Source organism: Streptomyces sp. NPDC056479, assembly GCF_042795335.1.
GTDB lineage: Bacteria > Actinomycetota > Actinomycetes > Streptomycetales > Streptomycetaceae > Streptomyces.
Window position 1 is genome coordinate 805,861 of the sequence record NZ_JBHTRZ010000004.1, and the last position, 14,948, is coordinate 820,808.

12 protein-coding genes are annotated in these 14,948 nt (G+C 71.1%); 6 read left to right on the plus strand and 6 right to left on the minus strand.

Features of this window, described 5'->3' with window-relative positions:
- Positions 1 to 5: 5 nt before the first annotated feature.
- Genes iolD through iolC form a run of 4 tightly spaced genes read right to left on the minus strand, consistent with a single transcriptional unit; the run spans position 6 to position 4,624 of the window.
- Positions 6 to 1,889, minus strand: coding sequence for a 3D-(3,5/4)-trihydroxycyclohexane-1,2-dione acylhydrolase (decyclizing) (iolD, locus tag ACFQ6S_RS20175; protein WP_383411203.1), 1,884 nt, complete (start codon positions 1,887 to 1,889; stop codon positions 6 to 8).
- Positions 1,886 to 2,746, minus strand: a complete 861-nt coding sequence (iolB, locus tag ACFQ6S_RS20180; protein ID WP_383411207.1) for a 5-deoxy-glucuronate isomerase — start codon at positions 2,744 to 2,746, stop codon at positions 1,886 to 1,888. The genes iolD and iolB overlap by 4 nt, the downstream gene beginning before the upstream one ends.
- A 7-nt stretch (positions 2,747 to 2,753) precedes the next feature.
- The gene (locus tag ACFQ6S_RS20185; protein WP_383411210.1) at positions 2,754 to 3,635 is read right to left on the minus strand and encodes a deoxyribose-phosphate aldolase; all 882 of its coding nucleotides are present in this window, start codon (positions 3,633 to 3,635) and stop codon (positions 2,754 to 2,756) included.
- A 38-nt stretch (positions 3,636 to 3,673) separates the two neighbouring features.
- Positions 3,674 to 4,624 (minus strand): 5-dehydro-2-deoxygluconokinase, encoded by a 951-nt coding sequence (gene iolC / locus ACFQ6S_RS20190; protein WP_383411213.1) that lies wholly within the window; start codon positions 4,622 to 4,624, stop codon positions 3,674 to 3,676.
- Between the two features lie 158 nt (positions 4,625 to 4,782).
- On the opposite strand from iolC, the gene ACFQ6S_RS20195 reads away from it, so the two are divergent.
- From ACFQ6S_RS20195 to ACFQ6S_RS20205, 3 genes are all read left to right on the plus strand, one after another.
- Positions 4,783 to 5,736, plus strand: a complete 954-nt coding sequence (locus tag ACFQ6S_RS20195) for a helix-turn-helix domain-containing protein (protein WP_383411215.1) — start codon at positions 4,783 to 4,785, stop codon at positions 5,734 to 5,736.
- A 401-nt stretch (positions 5,737 to 6,137) separates the two neighbouring features.
- Complete coding sequence (locus tag ACFQ6S_RS20200) at positions 6,138 to 6,338, plus strand: helix-turn-helix transcriptional regulator (RefSeq protein ID WP_383411217.1); 201 nt, start codon at positions 6,138 to 6,140, stop codon at positions 6,336 to 6,338.
- A gap of 55 nt (positions 6,339 to 6,393) precedes the next feature.
- Positions 6,394 to 6,984 (plus strand): GNAT family N-acetyltransferase, encoded by a 591-nt coding sequence (locus ACFQ6S_RS20205; RefSeq protein ID WP_383411220.1) that lies wholly within the window; start codon positions 6,394 to 6,396, stop codon positions 6,982 to 6,984.
- Here ACFQ6S_RS20205 and ACFQ6S_RS20210 read toward each other — a convergent pair.
- Positions 6,965 to 8,008 (minus strand): zinc-dependent alcohol dehydrogenase family protein, encoded by a 1,044-nt coding sequence (locus tag ACFQ6S_RS20210; protein WP_383411222.1) that lies wholly within the window; start codon positions 8,006 to 8,008, stop codon positions 6,965 to 6,967. The genes ACFQ6S_RS20205 and ACFQ6S_RS20210 overlap by 20 nt on opposite strands.
- A gap of 115 nt (positions 8,009 to 8,123) precedes the next feature.
- Positions 8,124 to 10,349, minus strand: a complete 2,226-nt coding sequence (locus ACFQ6S_RS20215; RefSeq protein WP_383411225.1) for an MMPL family transporter — start codon at positions 10,347 to 10,349, stop codon at positions 8,124 to 8,126.
- 161 nt (positions 10,350 to 10,510) lie between these two features.
- Between ACFQ6S_RS20215 and ACFQ6S_RS20220 the strand changes: the two genes are divergently transcribed.
- The 3 genes from ACFQ6S_RS20220 (at position 10,511) to ACFQ6S_RS20230 (ending at position 13,980) form a co-directional block, all read left to right on the plus strand.
- Positions 10,511 to 11,194: a TetR/AcrR family transcriptional regulator gene (locus tag ACFQ6S_RS20220; protein ID WP_383411228.1), complete on the plus strand. Its 684-nt coding sequence runs from the start codon at positions 10,511 to 10,513 to the stop codon at positions 11,192 to 11,194.
- A gap of 240 nt (positions 11,195 to 11,434) precedes the next feature.
- Positions 11,435 to 11,674: a heavy-metal-associated domain-containing protein gene (locus ACFQ6S_RS20225; protein ID WP_383411231.1), complete on the plus strand. Its 240-nt coding sequence runs from the start codon at positions 11,435 to 11,437 to the stop codon at positions 11,672 to 11,674.
- Positions 11,675 to 11,682: 8 nt separating this feature from the next.
- On the plus strand, positions 11,683 to 13,980 hold the full coding sequence (locus ACFQ6S_RS20230; RefSeq protein ID WP_383411234.1) for a heavy metal translocating P-type ATPase: 2,298 nt from the start codon (positions 11,683 to 11,685) through the stop codon (positions 13,978 to 13,980).
- The last annotated feature ends 968 nt before the right edge of the window (positions 13,981 to 14,948 follow it).

The window sequence follows — 14,948 nt, forward strand, 5'->3', positions numbered from 1 at the left end:
CTCCTTCACAGATGGCGGCGTCGGGTCGAGACGTGCCGTTCGTACAGCTCACGTGCCTTGACCGCCGACGGTCGGGTCGCGGTCTCGGCCACGGGAACATCCCACCAGGCCTGCGCGGGCGGCGCGCCCGACACTGTGTCTGCCGTTTGGGTCTCGACGTAGACACATGTGGGAGTGTCGGCGGCGCGGGCCTCGACGAGCGCCTCACGCAGATCGCCCACGGTCTTCGCGCGCAGCACCCGCATGCCCAGGCTGGCCGCGTTGGCGGCCAGGTCGACGGGGAGCGGGGGTCCCGAGAACGTGCCGTCCTGAGCGCGGAAGCGGTACGCGGTGCCGAAGCGCTCGCCGCCCGTCTCCGCCGACAGGCCGCCGATGGACGCGTACCCGTGGTTCTGCACGAGCAACACCTTGATCGCGACGCCCTGCTGCACGGCGGTCACGATCTCCGTCGGCATCATCAGATACGTGCCGTCGCCCACCAGCGCCCAGACGTTGCGCTCGGGCGCGGCCAGCTTCACACCGAGCGCGGCCGGGATCTCGTAGCCCATGCAGGAGTAGCCGTACTCCAGGTGGTACTGGTCCCGTGAGCGCGCCCGCCACAGCTTGTGCAGATCGCCGGGGAGGGAGCCGGCCGCGTTGACGATCACGTCCGTCTCGTCCACGATCGCGTCCAGCGCGCCCAGGACCTGCGGCTGTGTCGGCCGTACGTCGATCTCGTCGGCCTCGAAGCAGGCGTCGACGCGCTGCTCCCAGCGCTCCTTGTCCTCGGTGTACTCGGTGCTGTAGCCGTCGGCGACCCGGTACGCGTGCATGTCCAGGGCCGCGGTCAGCTCCTGGAGACCGCTGCGGGCGTCCGCGATCAGCGGCATGCCGGCGAGCTTGTGGCCGTCGAAGGGCGCGATGTTGAGGTTGAGGAAGCGGACGCCCGCGCCGGCGAAGAGGGTGCCGGAGGCGGTGGTGAAGTCGGTGTACCGCGTCCCCACGCCGATCACCAGGTCGGCGGTGCGGGCGAGCTCGTCGGCGGTGGCGGTGCCGGTGTGGCCGACCCCGCCGACGTCCTGGGGGTGGTCGTGGCGCAGGGAGCCCTTGCCGGCCTGGGTGGAGGCGACCGGGATGCGGGTGACCGCCGCGAACTCGGCGAGCGCGTCCTCGGCGCGGCTGTGGTGGACGCCGCCGCCCGCGATGACCAGTGGCCTGCTCGCCGCACGGATCGCCCGTACGGCCTCGGCGAGTTCGGTCGGGTCGGCGCCCGGCCGGCGGACGACCCAGGTGCGCTCGGCGAAGAGGTCGTCGGGCCAGTCGTAGGCCTCGGCCTGCACGTCCTGGGGCAGCGCGAGCGTGACCGCGCCGGTCTCGACCGGGTCCGTGAGGACTCGCATGGCGTTCAGCGCGGCCGGGATCAGGGCTTCCGGGCGGGTGATCCGGTCGAAGTACTTCGACACCGGGCGCAGACAGTCGTTGACCGACACATCGCCGGCGTAGGGCACTTCGAGCTGCTGCAGGACCGGGTCGGCGGGCCGGGTGGCGAAGATGTCGCCGGGCAGGAGCAGGACCGGGAGGTGGTTGACGGTCGCGAGCGCGGCGCCGGTGACGAGGTTGGTCGCACCGGGGCCGATGGAGGTGGTCACGGCGTGGGTGGACAGGCGGCCCGACTGGCGGGCGTAGCCGACGGCCGCGTGCACCATCGCCTGTTCGTTGCGGCCCTGGTGGTACGGCATGGCGTCGGCGTGCTCCAGGAGCGCCTGGCCGATCCCGGCGACGTTGCCGTGGCCGAAGATGCCCCAGGTGGCGCCGATCAGGCGCTGCCGTACGCCGTCACGCTCGGTGTACTGGGCGGACAGGAAGCGGACGAGCGCCTGTGCGACCGTGAGCCTCGTCGTTGAGGTCATCGGTACCCCTCTGTGCTTTGTACGTGGTCCGGATGGAAGCGGATCCGCCACTGACGATTCTCGCCCGGACCGGCCATGACATTGAGGTAGTACATGTCGTGGCCGGGCTGGGCGATGGACGGGCCGTGCCATCCGTCGGGCACGAGAACGGCATCGCCGGAGCGGACCTCCGCGAGGACGTCGGATCCGCCCTCACGCGAGGGGAATACGCGCTGATAGCCGAAACCGTTCGGGCCGTCGATCTCGAAGTAGTAGATCTCCTCCAGCTCGGATTCCTCGCCGGGCCGCGTCTCGTCGTGCTTGTGCGGCGGGTCCGCAGGACCGATGGCCGACCAGTTGCCCCCGGGTGTGATCACCTCGACGGCGATCAGCCGGTCGCAGTCGAAGACGTCGGCGGCGGCGAAGTTGCGGACCTGCCGGGTGCAGGTGCCGCTGCCGCGTCGCTCGACGGGAACCTCCGGCGCGGGGCCGTAGCGGGCGGGGAGTCTTCGCTCGCACTTCGCTCCTGCCAAAGCAAAGCGGCCACCCGCGCCGGAGGCGATCTGTGCCCGGGCGTCACGGGGCACGTAGGCGAAGTCGGTGACTCCACTGAATACGTTTTCCCTGCCCAGGAGTTGGTACTTCTCGTTCTCGATGTCCACGGTGCATCCGCCGTTCAGCGGAAGCACGATCCATTCACTGTCCCCGGTGGTGAACATGTGCGTGCCACCGGGCCCCAGTTCCACGATCCGCAGGCTGCTGTGAGTCCACCCGGCCCGCTTGGGGTCGATGTCGAGTGCGTAGTTCACATCGGCGGTGGTGCCCCTGGGGACGAACAGCCCGTTGTCCGTCCCGGTGTGCGGCTCGCGGTTCGTCATAAGGCCCTCACAGCAGTCCTACGGCGGTGTCGACGGCGGCGGCCACGTCCCCGTCCGCCGGGTAGAGCAACGAGCGGCCCACCACCAGACCCCGCACGGTGGGCAGTTGGAGCGCGTCCCGCCACTTCTCGTATGCCCCGTCCTGGTCGTCGCCGACCTCGCCGCCGAGCAGCACGGCCGGCAGCGTGGAGGTCTGCATGACCTCCGCCATGTCGTCGGGGTTCTCGGTGACCGGGCGCTTCAGCCAGGTGTAGGCAGAGGTGCCGCCGAGTCCCGAGGCGATGGCGATGGACTTGGTGACGGCCTCGGCGGACAGGTCGTTGACGACCTTGCCCTCGGGGGTGCGCCGGCTGAGGAACGGCTCGACGAAGACCGGGAGCCGGCGGGCGGCCATCTCGTCGATCGCGCGGGCGGTGGACTCCAGCGTGGTGAGGGAGCCCGGGTCGTCGTAGTCGACGCGCAGCAGCAGCTTGCCGGCGTCGAAGCGCAGGCGCTCGATGTCCTCGGCACGGTGACCGGTGAAGCGGTCGTCGAGCTCGAAGCCGGCACCCTGGAGGCCGCCCCGGTTCATCGAGCCCATGACGACCTTGCCGTCGAGTGCGCCGAGGAGGAGCAGGTCGTCGAGGATGTCGGCGGTGGCGAGGACGCCGTCCACGCCGGGGCGGGAGAGCGCCAGGCAGAGACGTTCGAGCAGGTCGGCGCGGTTGGCCATGGCGAACTTGCGGTGGCCGACGCCGAGGGCGCCGCGGGCCGGGTGGTCGGCGGCGACGATCATCAGCCGGCCGCTGTCGTCGAGGAGGGGCCTGCGTGTGCGGCCGGCCGCGGCCTCCGCGACCGCCTCGGGGCGCCGGGTGCGCAGCCGGACCAGTTCCGCGATGTCCACGGTCACGGGGTGGCTCGTTCCGCGGGGCTCGCGGGCTTCGGCGGTCACTTGACGGCCCCCGCGGCGATCGCGGCCTCGATCTCCTGCGGCGTCGGCATCGCGGAGGAGCACTCCAGGCGGGAGGCGACGATGGCACCGGCGGCGTTGGCGTGCCGCATGATCTTCTCCAGCTCCCAGCCTTCGAGCAGCCCGTGGCAGAGGGAGCCGCCGAAGGCGTCACCCGCGCCGAGACCGTTGAGGACGTTCACCGGCAGCGGCGGGACCTCGGCCTGGTCGCCCTTGCTGTTGACGGCGAGAACACCCTTGGGGCCCTGCTTGACGACCGCGATCTCGACACCGGCGTCGAGGAGCGCGCGGGCGGCGGCGTGCGGCTCGCGGACCCCGGTCGCGACCTCCACCTCGTCGAGATTGCCGACGGCGACGGTGGTGTGCTTGAGCGCCTCCGCGTAGAAGGGGCGGGCGGTGTCCGGGTCGTGCCAGAACATGGGGCGCCAGTCGAGGTCGAAGACCGTGATGCCGGACTTGGCGCGGTGGGCGAGGGCCGCGAGCGTCGCCGTACGGCTGGGTTCCTCGCTCAGGCCGGTGCCGGTGACCCAGAAGATCCGGGCGTCGCGGATGGCGTCGAGGTCGAGCTCATGGGCGTCGATCTCCAGGTCCGGGGCCTTGGGCTGCCGGTAGAAGTACAGCGGGAAGTCGTCCGGCGGGAAGACCTCGCAGAAGGTGACCGGGGTGGGCAGCCCCGGGACCGGGGTGACCCAGCGGTCGTCCACGCCGAAGCCCTGGAGGGCCTCGTGGAGGTAGGTGCCGAAGGGGTCGTCGCCGGTGCGGGTGATCACCGCGGTCCGCCGTCCCAGACGGGCGGCGGCGACCGCGACGTTCGTCGCCGAGCCGCCGAGGAACTTGCCGAAGGACGTGACCTGCGGCAGTGGGACGCCGGTCTGCAGGGGGTAGAGGTCCACTCCGATCCGCCCCATGGTGATCAGGTCGTACGCCATCGGCTTCCTCTGTCTCCCTTGTCGCGGCTCTCCACGGCTTTGTAGCCCTGGTGGGGGAGGCCTGTCAATGTTTTGTCCAGACATTCGAACCAGCATCCTCCGGGGGTTGGGCCGGCCGCACGGTTCCCCGCGCCGCTGGTGGGTTGCAGCATGGGTGGATGACAAGTGCCGTGCGATTTCGGTCGGGGGGCGGCCCCTGGGGCACTTGGGAGACCGCCCTCGCGCTGCCGCACCCACGGCTGCGGCCCGGTGTGATCAGTTATCGCGGGATCCGGCTCGCCCTGGAACGGCCTCGGCGGCGGCTGGAGGCGCCCATCGGGGCGGCGACTCTGTTGCTGGGGTTCGGGGATCCGGTGCGGATCACGCGCGCCGGCCGGGCCCCGGACACGCTGGTCTCGGTCTATTGCGGGCCTACGACCACCCCTGCCGTCGGAGAGCACAGTGGGCGGATGGCGGGCATCGAGGTGCTGCTGATGCCGTGGGCCGCGTTCACGCTGTTCGGGACGCCGCAGTACGAGCTGGCCGACCGCACCGTCGATCCCGATGAGCTGCCGCACGCCCTGGGCCGGTGGTCCGGCGTCGGTGAACTCGCCGCCGCGCTCGCCGCGTTGCCGGGCTGGGAGCGACGGTTCGGGCTGCTCGACGACGTGTTCGCGCACTGGGCGGACGCCGGTACGCCCTGTTCGGTGCGGGTGGTGCGGGCCTGGGCGGAGCTGGTGCGTACCGGTGGCGCGGTGCCGGTACGGCGGCTCGCCGAGGGGGTGGGGTGGAGCGTACGGCACCTGGAGAACCGTTTCCGGGAGCAGATCGGGCTGGGGCCGAAGGCGGCGGCCCGGGTGCTGCGGCTGCAACGTGCGCGCAGGCTGCTGGCGGCGGGGATGGGACCGGCGGAGACCGCGGCGGCCTGCGGGTTCTACGACCAGGCCCATCTGAGCGGCGAGTTCAAGGCCATGACGGCGTGCACGCCGCGCGAGTTCACCGCCGCGCGGCGGCGCTCCGTCATGGTGCCGGGCGGGACGCCTGCCCCGGACCGCCTGGCCGGTGAGGCGACGAGTCTCGTGCTCGCGTCCGACCGCAGTGCGCATTTTTCCAAGACCCGCGAGCCTGGCTGAATGCAGTCTGTGGTCCTCGGCGACCGGACCGCACAGAGGCGGGGGAGCTGGTGGGCCGAGCCCGGCGATAGGGGTATCCCCTGCTCGAGCGAAGTCGAGAGCTTGGGGAAGGGTCCGGCCCACCGTTGCGCCGATGCGCCGATGCGCCGGCGACGGATGTCAACGCGCCGCGCCCTTACACCCGCGTGCGCCTTTGCGTCACCTGTGTCACAAGCGCACCTTTCACGTCACACATGTCCCAAGTACGCGGGTCTTGCGTCACACCCGGCGCACAGGCCCTGTCCTGTCCTCACTTCGCATCGTTCACGGAGCACAGGCTTTGTGATCGCCAGCGCAGCGCACGGTCCCCCCGACGACCAGCCCCCGGTCGCCGCCGCGGCGCGCGCGGGGAGGTGCAACTGATGACCGACCGAAGGCTCTGGTCCTACAAGGAGATCGCCGCGCACATCAAGGTGCAGCCGGACACCGTACGGTCCTACCGCAAGCACGGGCTGCTGCCGCCGCCCGACCATGTGGAGAGCGGCAAGCCCTACTGGTACGCGGACACCGTGCGGGCCTGGGTGGCGTCCCGGCCGGGCAACCGAGGTCGCAGAGCGGACTGACCACCCCCCGGAAAACCAGCTGTGCCCCACCCCCGCCGTGGGGCACAGTCGCTCCATGAGCGACTTCTCCGTAAAGCCCGTACTCCGCGGCGAGAGAGCACTGTTGCGTCCGTTCTCGGAGGAGGACGTGCCCGTGCTGGAACGGATCCTGGCCGACCCCGAGGTGATCCGGCTCACCGGCAGTCCGGACGAGGAGTTCGGGCCGGAGCGGTTGCGTGCCTGGTACGGGAGCCGGAACGACCAGAGCGACCGACTCGATCTCGCCATAGTGGACCGGGCGAGCGGTGAACTCGTCGGCGAGGCCGTCCTGAACGACTGGGACGAGCACAACCGCAGCTGCAACTTCCGCATCCTGATCGGCCCGGACGGACGCGACCGCGGTCTGGGCACGGAAGCCGTCCGGCTGATCGTGGGGCACGGCTTCGAGCAACTCGGTCTGCACCGCATCTCGTTGTGCGTCCTGTCCCACAATCCCCGGGCCCGGCGTGCCTACGAGAAGGCCGGCTTCGTCGCCGAGGGTGTCGACCGGCAGTCGGTGTGGCAGTCGGGCGAGTGGATCGACGAGGTGCGGATGGCGATCCTCGCCCCCGAGTGGGCGGCCCATCGCGGCCATCCGGACACCGCCCTCAGCTCCACGGCTCGATGACCGTCACCCCCGCCCCCCGCGCTGTCCCGAGCGCCGCCAGCGCCGACGGCACCGCGTCCAGCGGGATCGTCCGTGTCACCAGCAGATCAGGCCGCAGCGCCCCCGCCCGCACCAGCTCCAGCATCGGCGGGTAGGTGTGCGCCGCCATGCCGTGACTGCCGAGGATCTCCAGCTCCAGGGCGATGGCGCGGGCCATGGGGACCGGTGTCGTGCCGGACTCCGAGGGGAGCAGTCCCACCTGGAGGTGCCGGCCCCGGCGGCGCAGGCCGTTGACGGAGGCGGCGCAGGTGACGGGCGAGCCGAGGGCGTCCAGCGAGAGGTGGGCGCCACCGCCGGTGAGGTCATGGATCGCCGCCGCCGTGTCCGGCGTGCTCGACGCGTCCACGCACTCCATCGCCCCGAACTTCCGCGCCAGGTCCAGGGCCCCCGGTGAGACGTCGACCGCGACGACCCGCGCGCCCGACGCCGCCGCGATCATCACCGCCGACAGACCCACCCCGCCGCAGCCGTGCACCGCGACCCACTCCCCCGCCGCCACCCGGCCCTGCTGCACGACCGCCCGGAACGCCGTGGCGAACCGGCAGCCCAGCGCGGCCGCGGTCACGAAGGACATCCCCTCGGGTACGGCGACGAGGTTGACGTCGGCGTGGTCCAGCGCGACGTACTGGGCGAAGGAGCCCCAGTGGGTGAAGCCGGGCTGGGTCTGGCGCTCGCACACCTGCTGGTCGCCGGCCGCACACGCCGCGCAGCTGCCGCAGGCGCACACGAACGGCACGGTGACCCGGTCGCCGGGGCGCCAGCCGGTCACCCGGTCACCCACCGCCTCGACGACACCGGCGAGTTCATGGCCCGGCACATGCGGCAGCGCGATGTCCGGGTCGTGCCCCTGCCAGCCGTGCCAGTCACTGCGGCACAGCCCCGTCGCCTCGACCCGCACGGTCACTCCGTGGGGAGTGGGGTGCGGGTCGGGCACATCACGTACCTCGGCCGCTTCCCCGTACCGCTCGAACACCACAGCCCGCATCCCCGGCTCCTCTCGGCCGCGCCCGTTGCACTGAGATCACCGCGAACGCTAGACGCTCCACCGGGATCGCGGTACGGCGCCGACTCCGCTCGATCGGCCGGGGTGCGCCGTGCGGTCAGCCGTGTGCGCTCACCTTGTCCCGCTCCCGTGCGGGCTCGGGCGTCGCATCCGGCTTCGGCTCCTCCTCGCTGACGCCGAAGCGGTTGTGGAACCGCCGCAGCGGCCCCGGCGCCCACCAGGTCGCCCGCCCCGTGAGGCGCATGACCGCCGGGACCAGAAGGCTGCGGACGATCATCGCGTCCATCAGCACCGCCAGGGCGATGCCGAGGCCGAGCATCTTGGTGTTGGTCACCCGGGAGGTGCCTATCGCCACCATCACCACCGCGAGGATCACCGCGGCGGCGGTGATCAGACCGCCGGTGCGCTGCAAGCCGTGCCGGACCGCCTTGTCGTGGTCGCCCGTCGCGTCGTACTCCTCCTTGATGCGGGACAGCAGGAACACGCCGTAGTCCATCGACAGTCCGAAGGCGACGCAGAACATCAGCACCGGGAGGGTCGTCTCGATCGAGCCCGGGCTGGTGAAGCCGAGCAGGCCGGACAGATGGCCGTCCTGGAAGACCCAGACCACGGCGCCGAACATCGCCGTCAGGCTGAGCGCGTTGAGCACCACGGCCTGGATCGGGATCAGCACGCTGCCCGTCAGCAGGAACACCAGCAGCAGGGTGACGATCACGATGAAGGCGGCCGCCAGCGGCAGGCGTTCGGCTATCGCGTCCTTGGAGTCGACCAGGACCGCGGCCGCGCCGGTGACCTTGGTGTCGAACGGCGCCTTCGTGGCCCGCAGTTCATCGACCAGGTGCTGGGCCGGGCCGTCCACCGCCTCGCCCTTGGGCAGCACCGTGAAGTAGGCCGACTCGCCCTTCACCAGCGGCCCCTCGACCCGCACCACCTCCGGCAGGGCGGCGATCCGCTCCTTGTAGTCGGCGTACTGCGCCTGGGTCGCCCGTCCCTCGGCCAGCACTTCCAGGCCGCCGCCCGGGCTGCCCGGGAAGCCGTCGCGGATGTGCTGCTGGACGACATGGGACTCGGCGCTCGAGGGCAGCTGACGGTCGTCGGCGGTGCCGAACTTCACGCCCAGGAAGGGCAGTCCGAGCAGGACCAGTACGGCGGTGGTGCCGAGGGCGAAGAACGGGGCGCGGCGCATCACCAGGTTCGCGGTGCGGGTCCAGGCCCGGCCCTCCGCCGCACCGGACGCCTCGGCGGGGTCCTTCGGCCGTCCGCGCCGGAACAGACGGCGCAGGTCCAGGGAGTTGACCCGGTGACCGAGCAGGACCAGTGCCGCCGGGAGCAGTATCAGCGCGGCAGCCGCGGCCAGCAGCACCACCGCGATCCCGGCGTAGGCGAAGGACCGCAGGAAGTACTGCGGGAAGAGCAGCATCGCCGCGAGGGACACGGCGACCGTGAGAGCGGAGAAGAGGACCGTCCGGCCGGCCGTGCGCAGGGTCGTGCCGACCGCCGCCAGCGGTTCGGCGCCGGTGGCCAGCTCCTCGCGGAAGCGGCGGACGATGAACAGGGCGTAGTCGATGGCGAGACCGAGGCCGAGGGCCGTGGTGAGGTTCATCGCGAAGACCGACACATCGGTGAACTCGGTCAGACCGCGCAGCACCGCGTTCGTGCCGAGGATCGCGACGATGCCGATGCCGAGCGGCAGCAGGGCCGCGACCGCGCTGCCGAAGACCATGACCAGCAGCACCAGGGTGACCGGCAGGGCGATCATCTCGGCACGGAGCAGGTCCTCCTGGATGGTCGTCTGCATCTCGTGCCGCACCGCGACCGGGCCGCCGACGCTCACCTCGACCGGGCCCTGCGCGCCCCGGAACTCGGGCGCGATGCGGTCCAGGGTCTCGCCCATCTGCTTCTCTTCGCCGGTGATCCGGGCGGCGATCAGCGCCTCATGGCCGTCCTCGGCCCGAAGGGCGGGCGACTTGGCCTGCCAGTAGGAGCCGACACCCACGACGCCCTTCTCGTCGGCCAGGCGCGCTATGAGACGCCGGGCCTCCGCGGTGACCGCCGGGTCGTCCACCGAGTCGCTGCCCGCGTCGACGAGGAGCAGGAGGTTGGGCTGGGAGGCGGGGAACTCACGCTCCAGCGCCTTGGTCGCATAGGTCGACTCCGCGTCCGGGTCCTCCCAGCCGCCGCTGCCCAGCCGGTCGGCGACGCCGCTGCCGGCCAGCACGGCGAGCGCGGTGATCACCAGGGCCACGAGCAGGGACAACCGTGGACGGGCCGTCACGAAGCGGGTCCAGCCTCCGATGCGGGGTGGCCTGTTGACTTCGGTCATTGTGCGGTGTCCCCTTCACCCTGATCCATGCCGTGCACAGCAAGGCAGCATGGAGCTGTCACTGCCATAGACTGGCAAACACGAGAGATCGCTCGCGTTTCTCCAGAATGCGAGCGACCACTCGCGTTTGTCAATCTCGTTCGGAGAGCTGGGGATAACGCGTGTCCGCCAACCGGGAGAAGGACGACCAGGTCCACCAGGAGAAAGAGCAGCCGCGCCGCCGCCAGGCACGCGGCGAGCGGCGTATCGCCCAGCTGCTCGAGGCCGCGGCCGCCGTCTTCACCACCACGGGCTACACGGCCGCCAGCACCAACGCCATCGCACGCGAGGCAGGCGTCTCACCGGGCACGCTGTACCAGTTCTTCCCGAACAAGGAAGCGATCGCCATCGAGCTCGGCGACCGGCTCATGCACGAGATGCGCGAGATGTACGGCGAGGCGCTCGCCCCGGTCGATCCCGCCACCCCGCTGGAGGAGGCCGTCGGCTCGGCCGTCGACCGGTTCATCGCCTTCAACTGCGAACACCCGGTGTTCTTCGCGCTGATGCACGGCCCCGACATCCCCGGCCGGATGGCCGAGGAGCACGACGCCCTGCACGCGACCCTACTGTCCCGGATCGAGGGCCTGCTCTCCTCGTTCCTGCCCGACGCCGATCCGGCCGACCTCGCCCGGACCGCCCATATGTGCCTGGGCCTGTACAAGATGGGCCTGGAGCTGGTGCTCGCCCACGAGGGCGCGGAGCGCGACGCCTATGTCCAGGAGCTGAAGTACGCCCTGATCCGCTATCTCGACCCGATGGTGGGCGACAGACTCGGCCGCCCGGACGCGACCCGAACCACGAGGTGACGCGCCTGTACCGACAGGTGTGCATGGATCAGCTCCCGCGTTCGGGGGAATCCCGCGACCCACTGCCCCCGCCGGGGGCACACCCCCATCCCGGGGTGAGCACGCGGTACTCACCGAACACCCGTGCTGCACCGACAGGGGCCACCCCTCTTTGAGCAGTACCCCATAGGGGTATACCGTTGGAAGGGAAGGGACCCCTTGGGTCCCCTCGGCCCCACATGCCTCGACGAGGAGAACCACATGACCGCCCAGACCGACACCCCTGGTTCCGTCACCGCCGTCTACAAGGTGAGCGGCATGAGCTGCGGACACTGCGAGGGCGCCGTCTCCGGCGAGATCTCCGAACTCCCCGGTGTCAGCTCGGTGAAGGCCGTCGCCTCCACCGGCGAGGTCACCGTCGTCTCCGCGGCCGCCCTGGACGACGAGGCCGTGCGCGCCGCCGTCGACGAGGCGGGCTTCGAACTGGTCGGCAAGGTCTGAGTCTGGTCATGACCCGCACCACCGACGAATCGCCGATAGCCGCTCCGGCCGGCACCACGGACACAGCCGACCGGACCGGCTCGGCCGACCCGTCCGCCACCTCTCAAGTCGAACTGCTCATCGGCGGGATGACCTGCGCCTCCTGCGCGGCCCGCGTCGAGAAGAAGCTCAACCGCATGGACGGCGTGACCGCCACGGTGAACTACGCGACGGAGAAGGCGAAGGTCACCCACCCCGCGTCCCTCCAGGTCGCCGACCTGATCGCCGTAGTGGAGAAGACGGGGTACACCGCCGCGGAGCCGGCTCCCCCGCGACCCGCGCCGCAAGAGGCGCAGCGGGCCCAGGAAGACGCCGAACCGGCCGCATACCGCCGGCGCCTCACCGTCTCCGCCCTGCTCGCCGCCCCCGTCATCGCGCTGTCGATGATCCCGGCCCTGCAGTTCGACAACTGGCAGTGGCTGGCACTCACCCTCGCCTCGCCGGTCGTCGTCTGGGGCGGACTGCCCTTCCACCGGGCCGCGTTCACGGGCGCCCGGCACGGTGCGGCCACGATGGACACGCTGATCTCGATGGGCACGCTGGCGGCGTTCGGCTGGTCGCTGTGGGCGCTCTTCCTCGGCGACGCGGGCATGCCCGGTATGCACGACACCTTCGAGTTCACCGTCTCCCGTGTGGACGGCGCCTCGCAGATCTACCTCGAAGTGGCTTCCGGCGTCGTCACGTTCATCCTCCTCGGCCGCTACTTGGAGGCCCGCTCCAAGCGCCGCGCGGGTGCGGCGCTGCGCGCCCTCATGGAACTGGGCGCGAAGGACGTCGCCGTACTGCGCGACGGTCGCGAGGTCCGTGTCCCGGTCGACCGGCTGGCCGTCGGCGACCGGTTCGTCGTACGGCCGGGCGAGAAGATCGCCACCGACGGCACCGTCGTCGAGGGCCACTCGGCGGTGGACGCCGCCATGCTGACCGGCGAGTCGGTACCGGTGGACGTCACGGTCGGCGACGCGGTGACCGGCGCGACGGTCAACGCCGGCGGGCGGCTGGTCGTGGCGGCGACCCGGGTCGGCGGCGACACCCGGCTCGCGCGGATGGCGAAACTGGTGGAGGACGCGCAGAACGGCAAGGCCGAGGTGCAGCGGCTCGCCGACCGGATCTCCGCGGTCTTCGTACCGGCGGTCATCGTCCTGGCCATCGCCACCTTCGGGGCCTGGCTCGGCCTCACCGACGACCCGGTCGCCGCCTTCACCGCGGCCGTCGCGGTACTGATCATCGCCTGCCCGTGCGCCCTGGGCCTGGCCACTCCCACGGCCCTGATGGTCGGCACGGGCCGCGGCGCCCAGCTCGGCATCCTCATCAAGGGCCCCGAGGTACTGGAGTCCACCCGCCGGGTCGACACCGTGGTCCTGGACAAGACCGGCACGGTCACCACCGGCCGGATGACCCTCCAGACGGTGTACGCCGCCGAGGGCACCGACGAGGACGAGGTACTGCGGCTCGCGGGCGCCGTGGAGCATGCCTCCGAGCACCCGGTCGGCCGGGCCGTCGCCACCGGCGCCGAGGAGCGGCTCGGGCGGCTGCCGGAGGTCGAGGGGTTCGAGAACGTCCCCGGGCGGGGTGTACGCGGGCATGTGGAGGGCCGTGACGTCGTCGTGGGGCGCCTCTACGACGTGCTGCCCATCGGGCTGGCCCGCGCCAGGGAAGAGGCCGAGAGCGGCGGTCGTACGGCCGTCGTGGTCGGGTGGGACGGGGCGGCCCGCGGTGTCGTCGCCGTCGCGGACGCGGTGAAGGAGACCAGCGCCGAGGCGGTGCGCGAGCTGCGCGAGCTGGGGCTCACTCCGGTGCTGCTGACCGGGGACAACCGGGCGGTCGCCGAGGCGGTGGCGACCGCGGTCGGTATCGGTACCGATCAGGTGATCGCGGAGGTCCTGCCCGAGGACAAGGTCGAGGTCGTACGGCGGCTGCGGCGCGAGGGCCGGTGCGTCGCCATGGTCGGCGACGGCGTCAACGACGCGGCCGCGCTCGCCACCGCCGATCTGGGTCTGGCCATGGGCACGGGGACGGACGCGGCGATCGAGGCGAGTGATCTGACCCTGGTGCGCGGTGATCTACGGGTGACGGCGGACGCCATCCGGCTGTCGCGCCGGACGCTGGCCACGATCAAGGGCAACCTCGTGTGGGCCTTCGGGTACAACGTCGCCGCGTTGCCGCTGGCCGCGGCGGGGTTGCTGAACCCGATGATCGCGGGTGCCGCCATGGCGTTCTCGTCCGTGTTCGTGGTGTCGAACAGCCTGCGGCTGCGGACGTTCCGGTGAATTCGCAGTAAGAACCCCGCTGGACCCCTCTGGAGTCCGACGCCCGGCTCACATAAGCTCTTCACAAGGCTCGCGCATCATCCTTACGCTTGGGTCTCGATCGCCATATCGGGGCTCTTGCGTATCTAACGGACATATGCAAGAGACGCAGATCACAGTGATGTGAACGTAACCATCGAAGGGGTTCGAAGGTCTAAGTTGACGATGTCAGGGAGCGTCTTGGGGGGCGCCAACTGGCATCTGAGGATGTCTTGGGGGACTTCCTCAGAGTTGCGTTGCCGGGGCACGTACATCGGGAAGCTTTGAGCGGCCCTCCCGACCGTGCGCTGTCCCGGCAGATCGCACACAACCATGAGTACGACGAGTTTTGCTCGTTCTGCTCAAACGGCGATACCGAAAGACAGCGAATTCAGGCGCTGGTCTCTCAGACGCCCGGCCGGATCCCGTGGGGGGAATCCGCACCGGGACATGGGAAGGCGCCCTGGACGTCGGCCCGTGGGGGGACCGCCGCCAGGGCGCCTTCTTTATTCGCCCACCCGCTCTTCACACGTCCCCACCCACCGCACCGACGTGAGAACCCGAACGCACAAGAGCCCCGCACCCGACCGAAGCCGGGCACGAGGCTCTGAATAGGAGACCCGGGGGCAACCCCCGAACCCCCGGCCGACCCCGCCCCCTTTGTGACGGAAGTCCGGCCGAAGCAGCCGCAGGCCAGGACACACAACCAGCGGCGGGGCACCGAGGGAACGGCACCCCCACCGGCAGGTGTCAGCGGGCCTCGACGGGAACGAAGTCGCGCTCCACCACGCCCGTGGCCGTGCCCACCCGGGGGGCAACCCCCGGACCCCCGGCCGAAGCAGCCGCAGACCAGGACACACAACCAGCGGCGGCACCGAGGGAACGGCACCCCCACCGGCAGGTGTCAGCGGGCCTCGACGGGAACGAAGTCGCGCTCCACCACGCCCGTG

Bases quoted from the DNA above. Each gene is read 5' to 3' on its own strand.
- iolD (WP_383411203.1), bottom strand. From the start codon at position 1,889: ATGACCTCAACGACGAGGCTCACGGTCGCACAGGCGCTCGTCCGCTTC.
- iolB (WP_383411207.1), bottom strand. From the start codon at position 2,746: ATGACGAACCGCGAGCCGCACACCGGGACGGACAACGGGCTGTTCGTC.
- iolC (WP_383411213.1), bottom strand. From the start codon at position 4,624: ATGGCGTACGACCTGATCACCATGGGGCGGATCGGAGTGGACCTCTAC.
- ACFQ6S_RS20195 (WP_383411215.1), top strand. From the start codon at position 4,783: ATGACAAGTGCCGTGCGATTTCGGTCGGGGGGCGGCCCCTGGGGCACT.
- ACFQ6S_RS20200 (WP_383411217.1), top strand. From the start codon at position 6,138: ATGACCGACCGAAGGCTCTGGTCCTACAAGGAGATCGCCGCGCACATC.
- ACFQ6S_RS20205 (WP_383411220.1), top strand. From the start codon at position 6,394: ATGAGCGACTTCTCCGTAAAGCCCGTACTCCGCGGCGAGAGAGCACTG.
- ACFQ6S_RS20210 (WP_383411222.1), bottom strand. From the start codon at position 8,008: ATGCGGGCTGTGGTGTTCGAGCGGTACGGGGAAGCGGCCGAGGTACGT.
- ACFQ6S_RS20215 (WP_383411225.1), bottom strand. From the start codon at position 10,349: ATGACCGAAGTCAACAGGCCACCCCGCATCGGAGGCTGGACCCGCTTC.
- ACFQ6S_RS20225 (WP_383411231.1), top strand. From the start codon at position 11,435: ATGACCGCCCAGACCGACACCCCTGGTTCCGTCACCGCCGTCTACAAG.
- ACFQ6S_RS20230 (WP_383411234.1), top strand. From the start codon at position 11,683: ATGACCCGCACCACCGACGAATCGCCGATAGCCGCTCCGGCCGGCACC.